This is a genomic window from Streptococcus raffinosi (genome assembly GCF_030284685.1).
Lineage (GTDB): Bacteria > Bacillota > Bacilli > Lactobacillales > Streptococcaceae > Streptococcus > Streptococcus raffinosi.
Genome location: NZ_JASUZV010000004.1, coordinates 153,634 through 170,542, shown reverse-complemented (window position 1 = coordinate 170,542; position 16,909 = coordinate 153,634). Strand labels below are relative to the sequence as shown.

The 16,909-nt window shown below is 39.7% G+C and carries 16 protein-coding genes; 15 read left to right on the top strand and 1 reads right to left on the bottom strand.

Features of this window, described 5'->3' with window-relative positions:
* Window positions 1-147 precede the first annotated feature (147 nt).
* The 15 genes from rsgA (at window position 148) to QRD39_RS04200 (ending at window position 15,124) form a co-directional block, all read left to right on the top strand.
* A complete protein-coding gene (gene rsgA, locus QRD39_RS04270) occupies window positions 148-1,020 on the top strand; it encodes a ribosome small subunit-dependent GTPase A (RefSeq protein ID WP_021152599.1) in 873 nt (290 codons plus the stop codon).
* Between the two features lie 7 nt (window positions 1,021-1,027).
* Complete coding sequence (gene rpe, locus QRD39_RS04265; RefSeq protein WP_002889333.1) at window positions 1,028-1,687, top strand: ribulose-phosphate 3-epimerase; 660 nt, start codon at window positions 1,028-1,030, stop codon at window positions 1,685-1,687.
* Complete coding sequence (locus QRD39_RS04260) at window positions 1,680-2,312, top strand: thiamine diphosphokinase (RefSeq protein WP_021146515.1); 633 nt, start codon at window positions 1,680-1,682, stop codon at window positions 2,310-2,312. Before rpe ends, QRD39_RS04260 begins: the two co-directional genes overlap by 8 nt.
* Before the next feature lies 1 nt (window position 2,313).
* On the top strand, window positions 2,314-3,588 hold the full coding sequence (locus tag QRD39_RS04255; RefSeq protein WP_285955774.1) for a DNA recombination protein RmuC: 1,275 nt from the start codon (window positions 2,314-2,316) through the stop codon (window positions 3,586-3,588).
* The gene (locus QRD39_RS04250) at window positions 3,578-4,519 is read left to right on the top strand and encodes a 3'-5' exoribonuclease YhaM family protein (RefSeq protein ID WP_021146512.1); all 942 of its coding nucleotides are present in this window, start codon (window positions 3,578-3,580) and stop codon (window positions 4,517-4,519) included. Before QRD39_RS04255 ends, QRD39_RS04250 begins: the two co-directional genes overlap by 11 nt.
* 92 nt (window positions 4,520-4,611) lie before the next feature.
* Window positions 4,612-5,427, top strand: a complete 816-nt coding sequence (gene purR, locus QRD39_RS04245; protein ID WP_008535638.1) for a pur operon repressor — start codon at window positions 4,612-4,614, stop codon at window positions 5,425-5,427.
* 227 nt (window positions 5,428-5,654) lie between these two features.
* Window positions 5,655-6,068, top strand: a complete 414-nt coding sequence (rpsL, locus tag QRD39_RS04240; RefSeq protein WP_002884809.1) for a 30S ribosomal protein S12 — start codon at window positions 5,655-5,657, stop codon at window positions 6,066-6,068.
* Window positions 6,069-6,086: 18 nt separating this feature from the next.
* Window positions 6,087-6,557: a 30S ribosomal protein S7 gene (rpsG, locus tag QRD39_RS04235; RefSeq protein WP_002884746.1), complete on the top strand. Its 471-nt coding sequence runs from the start codon at window positions 6,087-6,089 to the stop codon at window positions 6,555-6,557.
* A 269-nt stretch (window positions 6,558-6,826) separates the two neighbouring features.
* The gene (fusA, locus tag QRD39_RS04230) at window positions 6,827-8,908 is read left to right on the top strand and encodes an elongation factor G (RefSeq protein ID WP_002889328.1); all 2,082 of its coding nucleotides are present in this window, start codon (window positions 6,827-6,829) and stop codon (window positions 8,906-8,908) included.
* Window positions 8,909-9,096: 188 nt separating this feature from the next.
* Window positions 9,097-10,110: a type I glyceraldehyde-3-phosphate dehydrogenase gene (gene gap, locus QRD39_RS04225; RefSeq protein WP_008535634.1), complete on the top strand. Its 1,014-nt coding sequence runs from the start codon at window positions 9,097-9,099 to the stop codon at window positions 10,108-10,110.
* Window positions 10,111-10,532: 422 nt separating this feature from the next.
* Complete coding sequence (locus QRD39_RS04220) at window positions 10,533-11,732, top strand: phosphoglycerate kinase (protein ID WP_002884739.1); 1,200 nt, start codon at window positions 10,533-10,535, stop codon at window positions 11,730-11,732.
* Between the two features lie 131 nt (window positions 11,733-11,863).
* Window positions 11,864-12,367, top strand: coding sequence for an FUSC family protein (locus tag QRD39_RS04215; protein WP_143566891.1), 504 nt, complete (start codon window positions 11,864-11,866; stop codon window positions 12,365-12,367).
* A 173-nt stretch (window positions 12,368-12,540) separates the two neighbouring features.
* Window positions 12,541-12,915 (top strand): MerR family transcriptional regulator, encoded by a 375-nt coding sequence (locus QRD39_RS04210; protein ID WP_002889321.1) that lies wholly within the window; start codon window positions 12,541-12,543, stop codon window positions 12,913-12,915.
* A gap of 50 nt (window positions 12,916-12,965) precedes the next feature.
* Entirely contained in the window at window positions 12,966-14,309 is a 1,344-nt protein-coding gene (glnA, locus tag QRD39_RS04205) for a type I glutamate--ammonia ligase (RefSeq protein ID WP_002889319.1), read from the top strand.
* Between the two features lie 179 nt (window positions 14,310-14,488).
* Window positions 14,489-15,124: a CHAP domain-containing protein gene (locus QRD39_RS04200; protein ID WP_021146507.1), complete on the top strand. Its 636-nt coding sequence runs from the start codon at window positions 14,489-14,491 to the stop codon at window positions 15,122-15,124.
* A gap of 101 nt (window positions 15,125-15,225) precedes the next feature.
* On the opposite strand, the gene rnjA is transcribed toward QRD39_RS04200, so the two are convergent.
* Window positions 15,226-16,908 (bottom strand): ribonuclease J1, encoded by a 1,683-nt coding sequence (gene rnjA / locus QRD39_RS04195; protein ID WP_002889315.1) that lies wholly within the window; start codon window positions 16,906-16,908, stop codon window positions 15,226-15,228.
* Between the last annotated feature and the right edge of the window lies 1 nt (window position 16,909).

The following is a 16,909-nucleotide window of genomic DNA, read 5'->3' as shown; positions in this document are numbered from 1 at the left end:
TATGGGACTTTTTGTCTGCATTCAAAAAGCTCTATAATCTCTATGGTGGTTTTACCCACTACAGAAATTATAGAGCCACTTGTTTTGGGTCAGATATGCTTGCAGTTTTGTGGTATAATAAGGCTATTAAACGAATGAGGAGTTCACTTGCAAGGAAGAATTATCAAAGCGCTGGCAGGTTTCTATTATGTAGAGCATGATGGTGTTGTATACCAGACGCGTGCACGAGGAAATTTTAGAAAAAAAGGGCAGACGCCTTACGTTGGAGATTTTGTTGAATTTTCAGCGGAGGAAAATTCAGAAGGCTATATTCTTAAAATTGGGCAACGCATTAATAGTTTAGTGCGTCCACCTATTGTCAATATTGATCAGGCTGTGGTTATTATGTCTGCTAAGGAACCAGATTTTAATAGTAATCTTTTGGACCGTTTTTTGGTCTTATTAGAACACAAACATATAAAACCTGTAATCTATATTTCTAAAATGGATTTGATTGAAGATGATTCGGAAATGAAGGAGATTCAAAAAAAGTACCAAAAAATTGGTTTTGATTTCGTTTTCACTTTGGAAGAACTCTTACCTCTCTTGGCCCATAAAGTTACCGTATTTATGGGGCAGACAGGTGTGGGTAAATCAACTCTATTGAACCGTATTGCTCCTGAGTTGAAGCTAGAAACGGGTGAAATTTCCGACAGTCTGGGGCGTGGACGCCACACAACGAGAGCTGTGAGTCTTTATGATGTGCATGGTGGGAAAATTGCAGATACACCTGGATTTTCTTCCTTAGATTATGAAGTGGATAATGCAGAAGATTTGAGTGAATCTTTTCCAGAAATTCGTCAAGCCAGTCATGGTTGTAAGTTTCGATCTTGTACCCATACGCACGAGCCTTCTTGCGCTGTTAAAGATGAGGTGGAGAATGGACGAATCTGGCAAGTGCGTTATGATAATTACCTTCAATTTTTGAGTGAAATTGAAAACCGTCGCGAAACATATAAAAAAACTATCAAAAGAAAGTAGGTCTCTCATGTCATATAAAATTGCTCCTTCTATCCTAGCTGCTGATTACGCTAATTTTGCTTCAGAATTGGCTCGTGTTGATGCATCGGGTGCAGAATATGTTCACATTGATATTATGGACGGTCAGTTTGTTCCTAATATTAGTTGGGGAGCAGATGTGGTTGCTAGTATGCGTAAACACAGCAAGTTAGTTTTTGATTGTCACCTTATGGTTGTTGATCCTGAGCGTTATGTGGATGCCTATGCACAAGCTGGTGCAGATATCATGACGATTCATGTTGAAGCGACTAAACATATTCATGGTGCTCTTCAGAAGATAAAGGCTGCTGGTATGAAAGCAGGTGCTGTGATTAATCCAGGAACCCCAGTTGAGGCACTTATTCCTGTGCTTGATTTAGTGGATCAAGTGCTCATCATGACTGTAAATCCAGGCTTTGGCGGTCAAGCTTTCATTCCAGAAATGATGTCTAAAGTGGAACGTGTTGTCGAACTTCGCCAAAAAGGTGGCTATTCATTTGATATTGAGGTTGATGGTGGTGTAGATAATAAGACGATTGCTGCATGTGCCAAGGCAGGAGCTAACGTATTTGTAGCAGGTTCTTATCTCTTTAAGAATCCTGATTTAACTGCTCAAGTTCAAACACTTCGTGATGCTATCGATGCCTAAAGTAGCTTTGTTTGTCGGTGGTGAGCTAGATTGGTTCACTACCGATTTTGATTATTTTGTTGGAGTGGACCGTGCTTGTTTGTACTTATTGGAGTGGGGGTTACCTCTTGACTTGGCTGTAGGGGATTTTGATTCTGTCTCCGAGTCAGAATTAAACGTCATTCAATCGATAGCTAAATCTTGTAAGAAGGCTCCCGCTGAGAAGGATGACACGGACACTGAGTTAGCTTTAAAATTGATTTTTCAAGCTTTCCCTGAAGCTGAAGTAACTATTTTTGGTGCATTTGGTGGCAGATTGGACCATATGTTGTCAAATGTATTTCTGGCTAGTGATCCTGAACTAGCTCCCTTTATGAGTCGTATCTGTTTGAGAGATAAGCAAAATAAGGTTACTTATTGTCCAGAAGGAAAACATGATATTTTTCCTGAACCAGGGATGACTTACGTTTCTTTCTTACAAGAAGGAACTGGGGAATTGACGATTTTGGGCGCAAAGTACGAATTAACTGATAGGAATTATTTTCAAAAGAAGAACTATTCTAGTAATGAATTCCTTGATGGCCCCATTCATGTTGTAGTTCCAAATGGATACGTGATTGTCATTCAGACTAAAGATAGGAGTTAGTATGATTTACCTGCTTACACTTTTGACCTTGTTAAGTTTAGGAATTCTTGTTGTTCTTTTCTTGAAAAATGCGGAGTTAAAGGGTCAGATTAATAAGAGTCTGGAGGGAAATGCAGATAATCTTTCAGATCAACTGTCTTTTCAGTTAGATAGCTTTGCTAAGGCAAACCAACTTGAGACGACAAGGCAATGGAATCAATTGCAGAAGGAACTCTATCAACAATTGACAGATATTCGCGAGGTCTTACATCAAAACCTCTCTGATAATCGAGATCGTTCTGACCAGCGCCTAGAGCAAATAAATCAGAGTTTGACGCAATCTGTTAAAGATATGCAGGATTCCAATGAGAAACGTTTGGAACAAATGCGTCAGACAGTTGAAGAGAAACTTGAGCAAACATTACAGACACGATTACAAGCTTCCTTTGAGACGGTGTCAAGACAGCTGGAGTCTGTTAACCAAGGTCTGGGGGAAATGAAAAATGTTGCTAGGGATGTTGGAAGTCTCAATAAGGTCCTTTCAAATACAAAAACACGTGGTATTATGGGAGAACTTCAATTAGGACAAATTATTGAAGATATATTGACTGCTAACCAATATGAGAGAGAGTTTCCGACAGTGTCGGGTTCAACTGAGCGAGTTGAATATGCGGTTAAGATGCCAGGAAACCACAAGGACGAGTATATCTATCTGCCTATTGACTCTAAGTTTCCTCTTGAAGACTACTATCGCTTGGAAGATGCTTATGAGTCCGGAAATAAAGAGCAAATCGAGAGTCATCGTAAATCACTTTTGGCTAGCATTAAGCGATTTGCTAAGGATATTAACAAGAAGTATCTTAATCCACCTGAAACCACAAATTTTGGTATATTATTTTTGCCGACGGAAGGGCTTTATGCTGAGGTCGTACGTCAACCCTCATTCTTTGACGCTCTTCGTCGTGAGGAGAATATTGTTATTGCCGGGCCATCAACATTGTCTGCACTATTGAATTCATTGTCAGTAGGATTCAGGACCTTGAACATTCAAAAAAATGCGGATGATATCAGTAAGATTTTAGGCAACGTCAAACTGGAGTTCGGTAAGTTTGGAGATATGCTTGCCAAGGCTCAAAAACAATTAAATACAGCCAGTAAAACTGTTGATAGTCTGCTCAATACAAGAAGCAGAGCTATTGTTAGAGCTCTTGATACCATTGAAACCTACCAAGATAGTGCGACACAAAGTTTGTTAGATCTACCACAATTAGAAAATGAGGACAAGCATGAAAATTAATCAAATGAAAAAAGACGAGTATTTTGAAGGCTTTTATCTGATTAAGCGTGCAGAAGTACGTAAGACAAGGGCTGGTAAAGACTATATTGCCTTTACCTTCCAAGATGATTCTGGTGAAATTTCGGGAAATCTTTGGGATGCTCAGCCTTATAATGTTGAAGAATTTACAGCTGGTAAGGTAGTTCATATGGAAGGACGTCGAGAGGTTTATAATAATACTCCTCAGGTAAATCAAATTACTTTACGTTTGCCTGCATTTGGAGAACCAAATGATCCAGCTGATTTTAAGGAAAAACCACCGGTAAATCCGTCTGAAGTGCGTGAGTATCTTGAACAGATGATTTTCAAAATAGAGGAAGCTACGTGGCAACGTGTGGTCCGTGCTCTTTATCGAAAGTATAACAAGGAGTTTTTTAGTTTTCCTGCTGCTAAAACAAATCACCATGCTTTTGAAAGTGGGTTGGCTTATCATACAGCTACAATGGTTCGTTTAGCAGACAGTATTGGGGATGTTTATCCGGAACTAAATAAGAGTCTGCTCTTTGCGGGAATCATGCTCCATGATTTGGCTAAAGTTATTGAATTGACTGGTCCGGAAAATACAGAGTATACTGTTCGAGGTAACTTGATTGGGCATATCGCCTTGATTGATGAAGAAATTACCAAGGTTCTCATGGAACTTAACATTGATGATACACGTGAGGATGTTGTTGTTTTACGTCATGTCATTTTAAGCCACCACGGACAATTAGAATACGGAAGCCCAGTTCGTCCTCGTATCATGGAAGCGGAGGTTATCCATATGATTGATAATCTTGATGCTAGTATGATGATGATGATGACAGCTCTTAACCTAGTTGGACCTGGAGAAATGACTAATCGTCTCTTTGCTATGGACAATCGTTCCTTCTATAAACCAAAATTTGATTAAAATCGAAAGTAAACGAGCATTAAGACAAAAATGTTCGTTTTTTAATGTGTTATGGTATAATAGTAAAAAAGTACAGAAATTATAGGTAATTTATGAAATTAAAACGAAGTGAGCGCATGGTAGTGATTTCAAACTACCTGATTAATAATCCCTATCAGTTGACAAGCCTTAATACCTTTGCAGAGCGTTATGAAGCTGCAAAATCTTCAATCTCAGAAGATATTGCAATCATTAAGAAAGCTTTTGAAGAGAGTCAGATAGGTGAAATTGAAACAGTAACAGGGGCCTCTGGTGGTGTTATGTTTACACCAACCATTTCCGATGAAGATGCAAGAAGTTTAGTCGAAGGTCTCTGTGAGAGACTTTCTGAGAGTGATCGTATCCTACCGGGTGGGTATCTCTATTTGTCTGACTTATTGAGTACGCCTTCTATTTTGAAGAATGTTGGACGTATTATTGCTAGCGCATTTAAGGGTCAAAAGATTGATGCTGTTATGACTGTTGCAACAAAAGGTGTTCCTTTGGCAAATGCAGTAGCAGATGTCCTAAACATTCCCTTTGTTATTGTACGTCGTGATTTGAAAATCACAGAAGGTTCTACCGTCTCAGTGAACTATGTTAGCGGATCAAGTGACCGTATTGAAAAAATGTTTCTATCAAAACGTAGCTTGAAACCCAATAGTCGTGTGCTTATTGTTGATGATTTTCTTAAGGGTGGCGGCACCATTACCGGTATGATTAGCTTACTTTCAGAATTTGATAGTGAATTAGTGGGTGTAGCTGTATTTGCAGAGAATGCCAAAGGCGACCGAGATATTCATGAATACAAATCATTGCTTACTGTATCTGATATCGATGTAAAATCGCAAAAAGTAGAAGTTGAAGTAGGTAATATTTTCGATAAATAAAAAACTTAAAAGGTAATTCCTAATCTAATGCTTAGGAATTTTCTTTTTGGTAAGAAATTCTTGACAAGGTTCCTCAAAAAATGGTATTATACTAGACGGTACTTTTTACTTTTGGTCTCTCAAAAGTGTACAGAGACGTGCTGACATAAGTTGCAAAAGTACACCCAGATATGGGCTGTCACCAAGTGCCATATCAACCAAAAATAAAAAAACACAGGAGAATGTAGATGCCTACAATTAACCAATTGGTTCGTAAACCACGTCAATCAAAAGTTGTTAAATCTAAATCACCAGCTTTGAACGTTGGTTACAATAGCCACAAAAAAGTTCAAACTAATGTCTCTTCACCACAAAAACGTGGTGTTGCAACACGTGTTGGAACAATGACACCTAAAAAACCTAACTCAGCCCTTCGTAAATTCGCTCGTGTACGTTTGAGCAACCTTATCGAAGTTACTGCTTACATCCCAGGTATTGGACACAACCTCCAAGAACACAGCGTTGTTCTTATCCGTGGTGGACGTGTAAAAGACCTTCCAGGGGTACGTTACCACATCGTCCGTGGTGCACTTGATACTGCAGGTGTAGCTGATCGTAAACAAAGCCGTTCTAAATACGGTGCTAAACGTCCTAAAGGATAAGAAGGGAGATAAGATAAAATGAGTCGTAAAAATAGAGCGCCTAAACGCGAAGTATTGGCAGATCCATTGTACAATTCAAAAATCGTTACACGTCTTATCAACCGTGTAATGCTTGACGGTAAACGTGGTACTGCTGCAACAATCGTATACGATGCTTTCGAACAAATCAAAGAAGCAACTGGAAACGATGCTCTTGAAGTATTTGAAACAGCTATGGACAACATCATGCCTGTACTTGAAGTACGTGCACGTCGTGTCGGTGGTTCAAACTACCAAGTCCCAGTTGAAGTTCGTCCAGAACGTCGTACAACACTTGGTCTTCGTTGGTTGGTTAACGCATCACGTGCGCGTGGTGAACACACTATGAAAGATCGTCTTGCAAAAGAAATCATGGATGCTGCAAACAACACTGGTGCATCAGTTAAGAAACGTGAAGATACTCACAAAATGGCTGAAGCTAACCGTGCCTTTGCTCACTTCCGCTGGTAAGAATAAGATACTGAGGGCGTTAAAAAAGCGAATGAAAATTAGGAAGCTTGACGCAGAATCAAAGATTCTAGGAAAGCTTATCTATTTTCCAAGCTTTTAGCCTGGGTTCGATTGAGCTCGGTCAGCTCTCGAGTTCATTTCAACTCATCTGCGAGTTGAAAGCAACAAATCAAAAACCAATGAGAACGGGTAGGTCCTGCCTATCCGTTTTTTGACAATAATGTTATAATAAATAAGTAAACTAAAATTTTTATAGGAGAATAAACCTAATGGCACGCGAATTTTCACTTGCAAAAACTCGTAATATCGGTATCATGGCCCACGTCGATGCCGGTAAAACAACTACAACAGAGCGTATCCTTTACTACACTGGTAAAATTCACAAAATCGGTGAAACTCACGAAGGTGCATCACAAATGGACTGGATGGAGCAAGAACAAGAACGTGGTATCACAATCACTTCTGCCGCTACAACAGCGCAATGGGATGGTCACCGTGTTAATATCATCGATACACCAGGACACGTGGACTTCACTATCGAAGTACAACGTTCACTCCGTGTATTGGATGGTGCCGTAACCGTTCTTGACTCACAATCAGGTGTAGAACCTCAAACTGAAACAGTTTGGCGTCAAGCAACTGAGTATGGTGTTCCACGTATCGTATTTGCCAACAAGATGGATAAAATCGGTGCTGACTTCCTTTACTCAGTAAGCACACTTCACGATCGTCTTCAAGCGAACGCTCACCCAATTCAATTGCCAATCGGTGCTGAAGATGATTTCCGTGGTATCATTGACTTGATTAAGATGAAGGCTGAAATCTATACTAACGACCTTGGTACAGATATTCTTGAAGAAGATATCCCAGCTGAATACGTTGATCAAGCTAACGAATACCGTGAAAAATTGATTGAAGCTGTAGCTGAAACTGACGAAGATTTGATGATGAAATACCTTGAAGGTGAAGAAATCACAAATGAAGAATTGAAAGCAGCTATCCGTCGTGCAACAATCAACGTTGAATTCTTCCCAGTTCTTTGTGGTTCTGCCTTCAAGAACAAAGGTGTTCAATTGATGCTTGATGCAGTTATTGATTACCTTCCAAGCCCACTTGATATTCCAGCAATCAAAGGTGTTAACCCAGATACTGACGAAGAAGAAACTCGTCCAGCATCTGATGATGAGCCATTTGCAGCTCTTGCCTTCAAGATTATGACTGACCCATTCGTAGGTCGTTTGACATTCATCCGTGTTTACTCAGGTATCCTTCAATCTGGTTCATATGTAATGAACACTTCTAAGGGTAAACGTGAACGTATCGGACGTATCCTTCAAATGCACGCTAACAGCCGTCACGAAATCGAACAAGTTTATGCTGGTGATATCGCCGCAGCTATCGGTTTGAAAGATACAACAACTGGTGACTCATTGACTGATGAAAAAGCAAAAATCATTCTTGAATCAATCGAAGTTCCAGAACCAGTTATCCAATTGATGGTTGAACCTAAGACTAAAGCTGACCAAGATAAGATGGGTATCGGTCTTCAAAAACTTGCTGAAGAAGATCCAACATTCCGTGTTGAAACAAACCCTGAAACAGGTGAAACAGTTATCTCTGGTATGGGTGAACTTCACCTTGACGTCCTTGTTGACCGTTTGAAACGTGAACACAAAGTTGAAGCCAATGTTGGTGCTCCACAGGTATCATACCGTGAAACATTCCGTGCAGCTACACAAGCACGTGGATTCTTCAAACGCCAATCAGGTGGTAAAGGTCAATTTGGTGACGTTTGGATTGAATTTACTCCAAACGAAGAAGGTAAAGGTTTCGAATTCGAAAATGCTATTGTCGGTGGTGTGGTTCCACGTGAATTCATCCCTGCAGTAGAAAAAGGATTGGAAGAATCTATGGCTAACGGTGTCCTTGCTGGATACCCAATGGTTGACATCAAAGCTAAGCTTTACGATGGTTCATACCACGATGTCGATTCATCTGAAACTGCCTTCAAGATTGCTGCGTCTCTTGCACTTAAAGAAGCTGCTAAGACTGCACAACCAACTATCCTTGAACCAATGATGCTTGTAACAATCACAGTTCCTGAAGAAAACCTTGGTGATGTTATGGGTCACGTTACAGCTCGTCGTGGACGTGTTGATGGTATGGAAGCACACGGTAATAGCCAAATCGTTCGTGCATATGTTCCACTTGCTGAAATGTTCGGTTATGCAACAACACTTCGTTCTGCAACTCAAGGACGTGGTACATTCATGATGGTATTTGACCACTATGAAGATGTTCCTAAATCAGTTCAAGAAGAAATCATCAAGAAAAACTCTGGTGAAGCTTAATTAGCACATATAAAAGTTAAGGTACTTATGAAAGTAAGTGCCTTTTCTATTTGCAATTTTTTGAAAAAAATTATATAATATGACTGTTGAAAGGTTAGATTGAAAGCGCTCAAGTTAATCTTTTCACAATAGGGAGAGCTTGCTCTCAAAATTATATTTATTTGATTTTCATAAGGAGGAAATCACTAATGGTAGTTAAAGTTGGTATTAACGGTTTCGGTCGTATTGGTCGTCTTGCTTTCCGCCGTATCCAAAACGTAGAAGGTGTTGAAGTTACTCGCATCAATGACCTTACAGATCCTACAATGCTTGCACATTTGTTGAAATATGACACAACTCAAGGTCGTTTCAACGGAACTGTTGAAGTAAAAGAAGGTGGATTTGAAGTTAACGGTAAATTCGTTAAAGTTTCTGCTGAACGTGATCCAGAACAAATTGACTGGGCTAGTGACGGTGTAGAAATCGTTCTTGAAGCAACTGGTTTCTTTGCAACTAAAGCAGCTGCTGAAAAACACTTGCACGCTAACGGTGGTGCTAAGAAAGTTGTTATCACTGCTCCTGGTGGAAGCGATGTTAAAACAATCGTATTCAACACTAACCACGATACACTTGATGGTACTGAAACAGTTATTTCAGGTGCTTCATGTACAACTAACTGTTTGGCACCAATGGCTAAAGCATTGCAAGATAACTTTGGTATTAAACAAGGTTTGATGACTACTATCCACGCTTACACTGGAGACCAAATGATCCTTGATGGACCACACCGTAAAGGTGATTTGCGTCGTGCTCGTGCTGGTGCCGCTAACATCGTTCCTAACTCAACTGGTGCTGCTAAAGCTATTGGTTTGGTTATCCCTGAATTGAACGGTAAACTTGACGGTGCTGCTCAACGTGTTCCAGTTCCAACAGGTTCTGTAACTGAATTGGTTTCAGTCCTTAACAAAGAAGTAACTGTTGATGAAGTTAACGCAGCAATGAAAGCAGCTGCTAACGAATCTTACGGTTACACTGAAGATCCAATCGTATCTTCTGACGTTGTTGGTATGTCATTCGGTTCATTGTTTGACGCAACTCAAACTAAAGTTCAAACTGTTGATGGACATCAATTGGTTAAAACTGTGTCATGGTACGACAATGAAATGTCATACACTTCACAACTTGTACGTACTCTTGAATACTTCGCAAAAATTGCTAAATAATTCAATTGTATATTAAGAAGAGCTTAGGCTCTTCTTTTTTTGTACAGAAAATAATGGCTCTTTTGAAGCAAGTTAAAAGGCGTTTCAAAAACTGCAATGGCAAATTGCGAACTGGCTAATAGGATTAAGCGTGTCCATAGTGAGACTGAGGTTTGGTTAATGTAGTAAAATAGTGTTTGTTTAAAAGTAAGAAAGAAGAAAAGAGGATTAAGTGTAAGTTTGAGGATTATATTAAAATCGTGATTAGCTTCTTTCCGAATTTTATTTAGTTGTTTTTTCATTGCTATTCTGCCTTTCAATTTTGATTAAATGATAAATCCACCATACTAGCAATAAGCTAGAAATCCTTCTGATTTTGCTATCTCTTTTAGGCATTTTGTGATATAATGAAAACGTATTAAAAAATTAAGGAGTCTGATCAAATGGCTAAATTGACTGTTAAAGATGTTGACTTGAAAGGGAAAAAAGTTCTCGTTCGTGTTGACTTCAACGTTCCTGTAAAAGACGGTGTGATCACTAATGATAACCGTATCACTGCTGCTCTTCCAACAATCAAGTATATCCTTGAACAAGGTGGACGTGCAATCCTCTTCTCTCACCTTGGACGTGTAAAAGAAGAAGCTGACAAAGAAGGTAAATCACTTGCTCCTGTAGCTGCTGACTTGGCTGCTAAATTGGGTCAAGACGTTAAATTTATCCCAGGTGTTACACGTGGTGCTGAATTGGAAGCAGCTGTTAACGCTCTTGAAGATGGACAAGTTCTCTTGGTTGAAAACACTCGTTTCGAAGATGTTGATGGCAAGAAAGAATCTAAAAACGATCCTGAACTTGGTAAATACTGGGCATCACTTGGAGATGGTATCTTCGTAAACGATGCATTTGGTACTGCTCACCGTGCTCACGCATCTAACGTTGGTATTTCAGCAAACGTTGATAAAGCTGTTGCTGGTTTCCTTCTTGAAAACGAAATTGCTTACATCAAAGAAGCAGTTGAAACTCCAGAACGTCCATTCGTAGCAATCCTTGGTGGATCTAAAGTATCTGACAAGATTGGTGTTATCGAAAACCTTCTTGCTAAAGCTGATAAAGTCCTTATCGGTGGTGGTATGACTTACACATTCTATAAAGCACAAGGTATCGAAATTGGTAACTCACTTGTAGAAGAAGACAAACTTGATGTTGCTAAAGCTCTTCTTGAAAAATCAAATGGTAAATTGATCTTGCCAGTTGACTCAAAAGAAGCTAATGCATTTGCTGACTACACTGAAGTGAAAGACACTGAAGGTGAAGCAGTAGATCCAGGATTCCTTGGTCTTGATATCGGTCCTAAATCAATTGCTGAATTCGATAAAGCCTTGACTGGTGCGAAAACAGTTGTATGGAACGGTCCTATGGGTGTATTTGAAAACCCTGACTTCCAAGCTGGTACAATCGGTGTGATGGACGCTATTGTGAAACAACCAGGTGTTAAATCAATCATCGGTGGTGGTGACTCAGCAGCAGCTGCCATTAACCTTGGACGTGCAGATAAATTCTCATGGATCTCTACTGGTGGTGGTGCATCTATGGAACTCCTTGAAGGTAAAGAACTTCCAGGATTGGCTGCCCTTACTGATAAATAATCTAATTAGAATGAAAAGAGTTGGGTAACCAACTCTTTTTACGTTGTCATTTTAAAAATATTTAGTGAAGAATATGTAATCAAAATCATTTAGAATAGCCAAAAGTTTCATAATCATGTTAAAATAGTTGAATGGGATTGAAATTTGAACCGAAAAAATTTAAATTTGGTATGCGTACACTGAAGACGGGGATTGCTGTCTTTCTTGTTTTAGGCTTGTTTTCTGCTTTAGGGTGGGAAGGGCTTCAGATTGGTTGTTTAACTGCTGTCTTCAGCCTTCGTGAAAACTTTGATAGAAGTATTCAATTTGGGAAGTCACGTATTTTTGCAAACACGGTTGGAGGTCTGCTGTCTCTTTTATTTTATTTTGTGAATATGTTGTTTGATCATTCGGTTTGGGTGACATTGATATTGGTTCCAATTTTAACCATGTTAACTATTGTGATTAATGTGTCTTTCAATAATTCCTCAGGTGTTATTGGAGGAGTTGCGGCACTGCTAATTATTACCTTATCTATCCCACCTAATGATACTTTTGTTTATGTTATTGCTCGGGTTTTTGAGACATTTTGTGGTGTTTTTATTGCAATCCTCGTGAACTATGATTATAATTGGCTGACTAAATACCTAAAATAAGAATAATAGAGTTCTCAGGGGCTCTATTTTTCTGTTTTCAATGACAAAACTCCATAATTTAAGTAAAAAAATGATGAAATGTTCGGAAATTACTTATTATGTTAGAAAAAGTAACATAAACAGTTGACATGTAGAAATATTCAGAATATAATTGTTAGGAAAGGAGGATGATCATGGCAAGAGAAAAAGAACTGAGACGTTCCTTGGCTGTTTTTCCGATTGGAACAGTTATGAAGTTGACAGATTTAACTGCTCGTCAAATTCGTTACTATGAAGATCAAGGGTTGATTCAACCTGAGCGTACAGCAGGAAATCGTCGTATGTACTCACTGAATGATATGGATCGTTTGTTGGAAATCAAAGATTTTTTAGATGACGGTTATAATATTGCAGCGATTAAACGTGAATACGAAGAACGTGAAGTTCGTGCACAACAGAAACAAGTGACCTTAACGGATGCAGATGTTCGACGTATTTTGCATGATGAACTCCTCCAGCAAGGCCGTTTTACGACCCCGTCACAACAATTTGGTAACTTGCGTATCTAATTACGCCTTGAACTTTTATTTTTTGGTTTTTTATAAAGGAGACCCCTATTATGGCAATCACAGCAGCTGATATTCGTCGCGAAGTCAAAGAAAAGAATGTTACTTTCTTGCGTTTAATGTTCTCTGATATCCTTGGAGTTATGAAGAATGTTGAAATTCCTGCGACAGATGAACAGTTGGATAAGGTACTTTCAAATAAAGCAATGTTTGATGGTTCATCAATTGAGGGATTCGTTCGTATCAATGAATCTGATATGTATCTTTACCCAGATCTTGATACTTGGACAGTTTTCCCTTGGGGTGATGAAAATGGTGCAGTGGCAGGTCTTATTTGTGATATTTATACTTCTGCAGGAGAACCATTTGCAGGTGATCCACGTGGTAACTTGAAAAAGGCATTGCGTCATATGGAAGAAGTGGGTTACAAATCATTTAATCTTGGACCAGAACCAGAATTCTTCCTTTTCAAATTGGATGAACTAGGCAATCCTACACTTGAAGTAAACGATAAAGGTGGTTATTTCGACCTTGCTCCAACTGACCTTGCAGATAATACACGCCGTGAAATTGTTAACGTTTTGACAGAAATGGGCTTTGAAGTTGAAGCTTCTCACCATGAAGTAGCAGTTGGTCAACATGAAATTGATTTCAAATATGCTGATGTTTTGAAAGCGTGTGATAATATTCAAATGTTTAAGCTAGTTGTTAAGACAATTGCTCGTAAACATGGTCTCTATGCTACATTTATGGCGAAACCTAAATACGGTATTGCTGGTAGTGGTATGCACTGTAATATGTCTCTCTTCACTGATGAAGGAAATGCTTTCTTCGATCCAGAAGATCCACGTGGTATGCAATTATCTCAAGATGCCTATTACTTCCTTGGTGGATTGATGAAACACGCCTATAACTATACTGCCATTATTAATCCAACGGTTAACTCTTATAAACGTTTGGTTCCAGGTTACGAAGCTCCTGTATATATTGCATGGGCAGGTAGCAACCGTTCACCATTAATCCGCGTTCCTGCTTCTCGTGGTATGGGTACACGTTTGGAATTGCGCTCAGTAGACCCAATGGCAAACCCATACTTGGCACTTGCTGTTCTTTTGGAAGCAGGTCTTGATGGTATTATTAACAAGATTGAAGCACCAGAGCCAGTTGAAACAAACATTTATTCAATGTCTCCTGAAGAACGTAAAGAAGCTGGTATCATTGATTTGCCATCAACACTTCGTAACGCTCTTAAAGCCTTGGAAACAGATGAAGTGGTTCGTCAAGCTTTGGGTAATCATATCTATACAAACTTCCTTGACGCGAAACGTATGGAATGGGCAAGTTACGCAACCTTCGTTTCACAATGGGAAATTGATAATTATTTGGATATTTACTAATAATATTTCTTTGAAAACTAGGTTTTCCTGGTTTTCTTTTTGATTAATTAAGTTCTTGGACAAATTACGTACTTTTAACAGACTTGTTTATTTTTGTTATATTTCTTTACTCTTCCTTAATCGCATTAAAATATGAGAGTGTTACACTTATTCCATATTAATCTTATTCAGGGGGAATTATGAAAACTACAAAAAAAGCAGCTCTGGCAGCAGCTTCAAGTGCATTATTACTAGGTCTTACAGTCGCACAAACAGCCAAGGCTGATGCTTATACAATTCAAAATGGAGATTCGTTCTTTGGAATTGCCAGTCAGTATGGGGTAGACCCTTATCAATTAGCAGCTGAGAACGGTATGACTATCTGGTCAACTATTGTTCCTGGTGAAACTCTGGACGTTTCTGGGGCAACTGCTACTGTAGCGGATACAGAGGCAACTGAAACTTCTTCAGAGGTTACAGCTTCTGATTCAGATGCTACCTGGAATCGTTATCCAGTTGGTCAATGTACATGGGGTGTTAAAGAAGTTGCTCCATGGGCAAGTAACTGGTGGGGTAATGGTGGTGATTGGGCAGGAAGCGCTGCTAGCCAAGGTTATGCTGTAGGTTCGACACCTGCTGCTGGGTCAATTGTATGTTGGACTGATGGTGGCTATGGACACGTTGGATATGTCACACAAGTCGGTCAAGATGGACAAATTCAAATCTTGGAATCTAACTATAACAACCAGCAACACATTGATAACTATCGTGGTTGGTTTGACCCACAAAATTCAACAACACCAGGTTCAGTATCTTACATTTATCCAGGTGCATAAGAAGAAGCGCTCATTGCGGCGCTTTTTTACTTGAGAAGAGTTATACACTGGGTGAAATTAGAGCCGAAAAAATATGGTAGCGACAAAGCTACCATATTTTTTTATTTATCAGGAGTGAGAATCATTGGGATGATGATAGGCTCACGCTCTGTTTTTTCGTATAGGAATGGTCGTAACGCATTGACGATAGCTCCGTTAACGGATTGTATGCTAGCGTCCTTATTTTTAAGGGCGATACGAATAGCATTAAATAGAATACGTTGGCTTTCACGAATGAGATCGCCTGATTCACGCATGTAGATGAAACCACGGCTAAGGATGTCTGGACCAGCCAAAATCATTTTAGATTTGAAATCAACAGTTGCTACGGCAAGGACAACCCCATCTTCTGAAAGATCTCGGCGGTCACGTAGGACTGCAGCTCCAATATCACCGACACCATTACCATCTACATAGATGTCTTGGGCATTGAAGTGACCTGCACGACGAGCGGAGTCTTTAGTTAGGGCAAGAACATCACCGTTTTCCATGATAAAGATGTTATCTTTAGGAATATCACAGTCAATTGCAAGTCCTGCGTGGACTTTCTGCATACGGTATTCACCGTGAACAGGCATAAAGAATTTTGGTTTGATCAAACGAAGCATCAGTTTTTGCTCTTGTTGACCACCGTGTCCAGAGGTATGGATGTTGTTAATCTTACCATGGATGACATCTACACCAGCTTCTTGGATAGTATTAATCAAACGGTTAACGCTGGTTGTATTTCCTGGAATAGGGCTAGATGAGAAGATGACAGTATCACCAGGTTGTAGTGTCACTTGTCGGTGCATACCATTAGCGATACGTGCTAGGGCTGCCATAGGTTCTCCTTGAGAACCGGTACACATGATAAGAATCTCACTAGCATGATAATTCTTCATCTCACTAGGATCGATGATAGTTCCTTTTGGAACCTTGATATAACCTAGCTCTACACCATTAACAATGGCTTTTTCCATAGAGCGTCCAAAGACAACAATCTTACGACCGGTTTTTACAGCGGCCTCAGCAGCTTGTTGAAGACGGAAAATGTTAGAGGCAAATGAAGCGAAGATAATACGTCCATGAATGCCTTCAATGATTTTCATGATGGATTGGCCAACCACCTTCTCAGAATTAGTGAAAGTTGGTACTTCGGCATTGGTTGAGTCGGAGAGGAGGCAAAGGACACCTTCTTCACCAAGAGCAGCCATGCGATGAAGGTCTGCTGGTTCACCAACTGGAGTGAAGTCGAACTTAAAGTCACCGGTACAAACGACTTTACCTTGAGGTGTATGGATGACAATTCCGAGTGGCTCTGGAATAGAGTGAGTCGTACGGAAGAAAGTTACGCTAAGATTTTTGAAAGTAAGCTCTGTATTAGCATTAATTTCATAGAGTTGTGCGTCACGAAGTAGTCCGTGTTCTTCCAATTTTCCTTTGATGAGGGCGAGGGCAAGCGGCCCTGCGTAGATTGGGATATTTGCCTGCTTAAGAAGGAAGGGGATACCACCGATATGGTCTTCGTGACCGTGAGTAATGACAAGAGCCTTGACACGGTCAACGTTTTCAACGATGTAAGAATAGTCTGGGATGACATAGTCAATACCGAGAAGATCATCCTCAGGGAATTTAATACCTGCATCGACGATGATAATCTCATCTTGGTATTCAATACCGTAGGTGTTCTTACCGATTTCTCCCAAACCACCAATCGCATAAACCCCAACCTCTTCAGGTTTTAGATTGATTTTTGATGTCATG

Bases quoted from the DNA above. Each gene is read 5' to 3' on its own strand.
- rpe (WP_002889333.1), top strand. From the start codon at position 1,028: ATGTCATATAAAATTGCTCCTTCTATCCTAGCTGCTGATTACGCTAAT.
- purR (WP_008535638.1), top strand. From the start codon at position 4,612: ATGAAATTAAAACGAAGTGAGCGCATGGTAGTGATTTCAAACTACCTG.
- QRD39_RS04220 (WP_002884739.1), top strand. From the start codon at position 10,533: ATGGCTAAATTGACTGTTAAAGATGTTGACTTGAAAGGGAAAAAAGTT.
- rpsL (WP_002884809.1), top strand. From the start codon at position 5,655: ATGCCTACAATTAACCAATTGGTTCGTAAACCACGTCAATCAAAAGTT.
- QRD39_RS04260 (WP_021146515.1), top strand. From the start codon at position 1,680: ATGCCTAAAGTAGCTTTGTTTGTCGGTGGTGAGCTAGATTGGTTCACT.
- QRD39_RS04210 (WP_002889321.1), top strand. From the start codon at position 12,541: ATGGCAAGAGAAAAAGAACTGAGACGTTCCTTGGCTGTTTTTCCGATT.
- QRD39_RS04255 (WP_285955774.1), top strand. From the start codon at position 2,314: ATGATTTACCTGCTTACACTTTTGACCTTGTTAAGTTTAGGAATTCTT.
- gap (WP_008535634.1), top strand. From the start codon at position 9,097: ATGGTAGTTAAAGTTGGTATTAACGGTTTCGGTCGTATTGGTCGTCTT.
- QRD39_RS04215 (WP_143566891.1), top strand. From the start codon at position 11,864: ATGGGATTGAAATTTGAACCGAAAAAATTTAAATTTGGTATGCGTACA.
- glnA (WP_002889319.1), top strand. From the start codon at position 12,966: ATGGCAATCACAGCAGCTGATATTCGTCGCGAAGTCAAAGAAAAGAAT.
- QRD39_RS04250 (WP_021146512.1), top strand. From the start codon at position 3,578: ATGAAAATTAATCAAATGAAAAAAGACGAGTATTTTGAAGGCTTTTAT.
- rnjA (WP_002889315.1), bottom strand. From the start codon at position 16,908: ATGACATCAAAAATCAATCTAAAACCTGAAGAGGTTGGGGTTTATGCG.
- QRD39_RS04200 (WP_021146507.1), top strand. From the start codon at position 14,489: ATGAAAACTACAAAAAAAGCAGCTCTGGCAGCAGCTTCAAGTGCATTA.
- fusA (WP_002889328.1), top strand. From the start codon at position 6,827: ATGGCACGCGAATTTTCACTTGCAAAAACTCGTAATATCGGTATCATG.
- rpsG (WP_002884746.1), top strand. From the start codon at position 6,087: ATGAGTCGTAAAAATAGAGCGCCTAAACGCGAAGTATTGGCAGATCCA.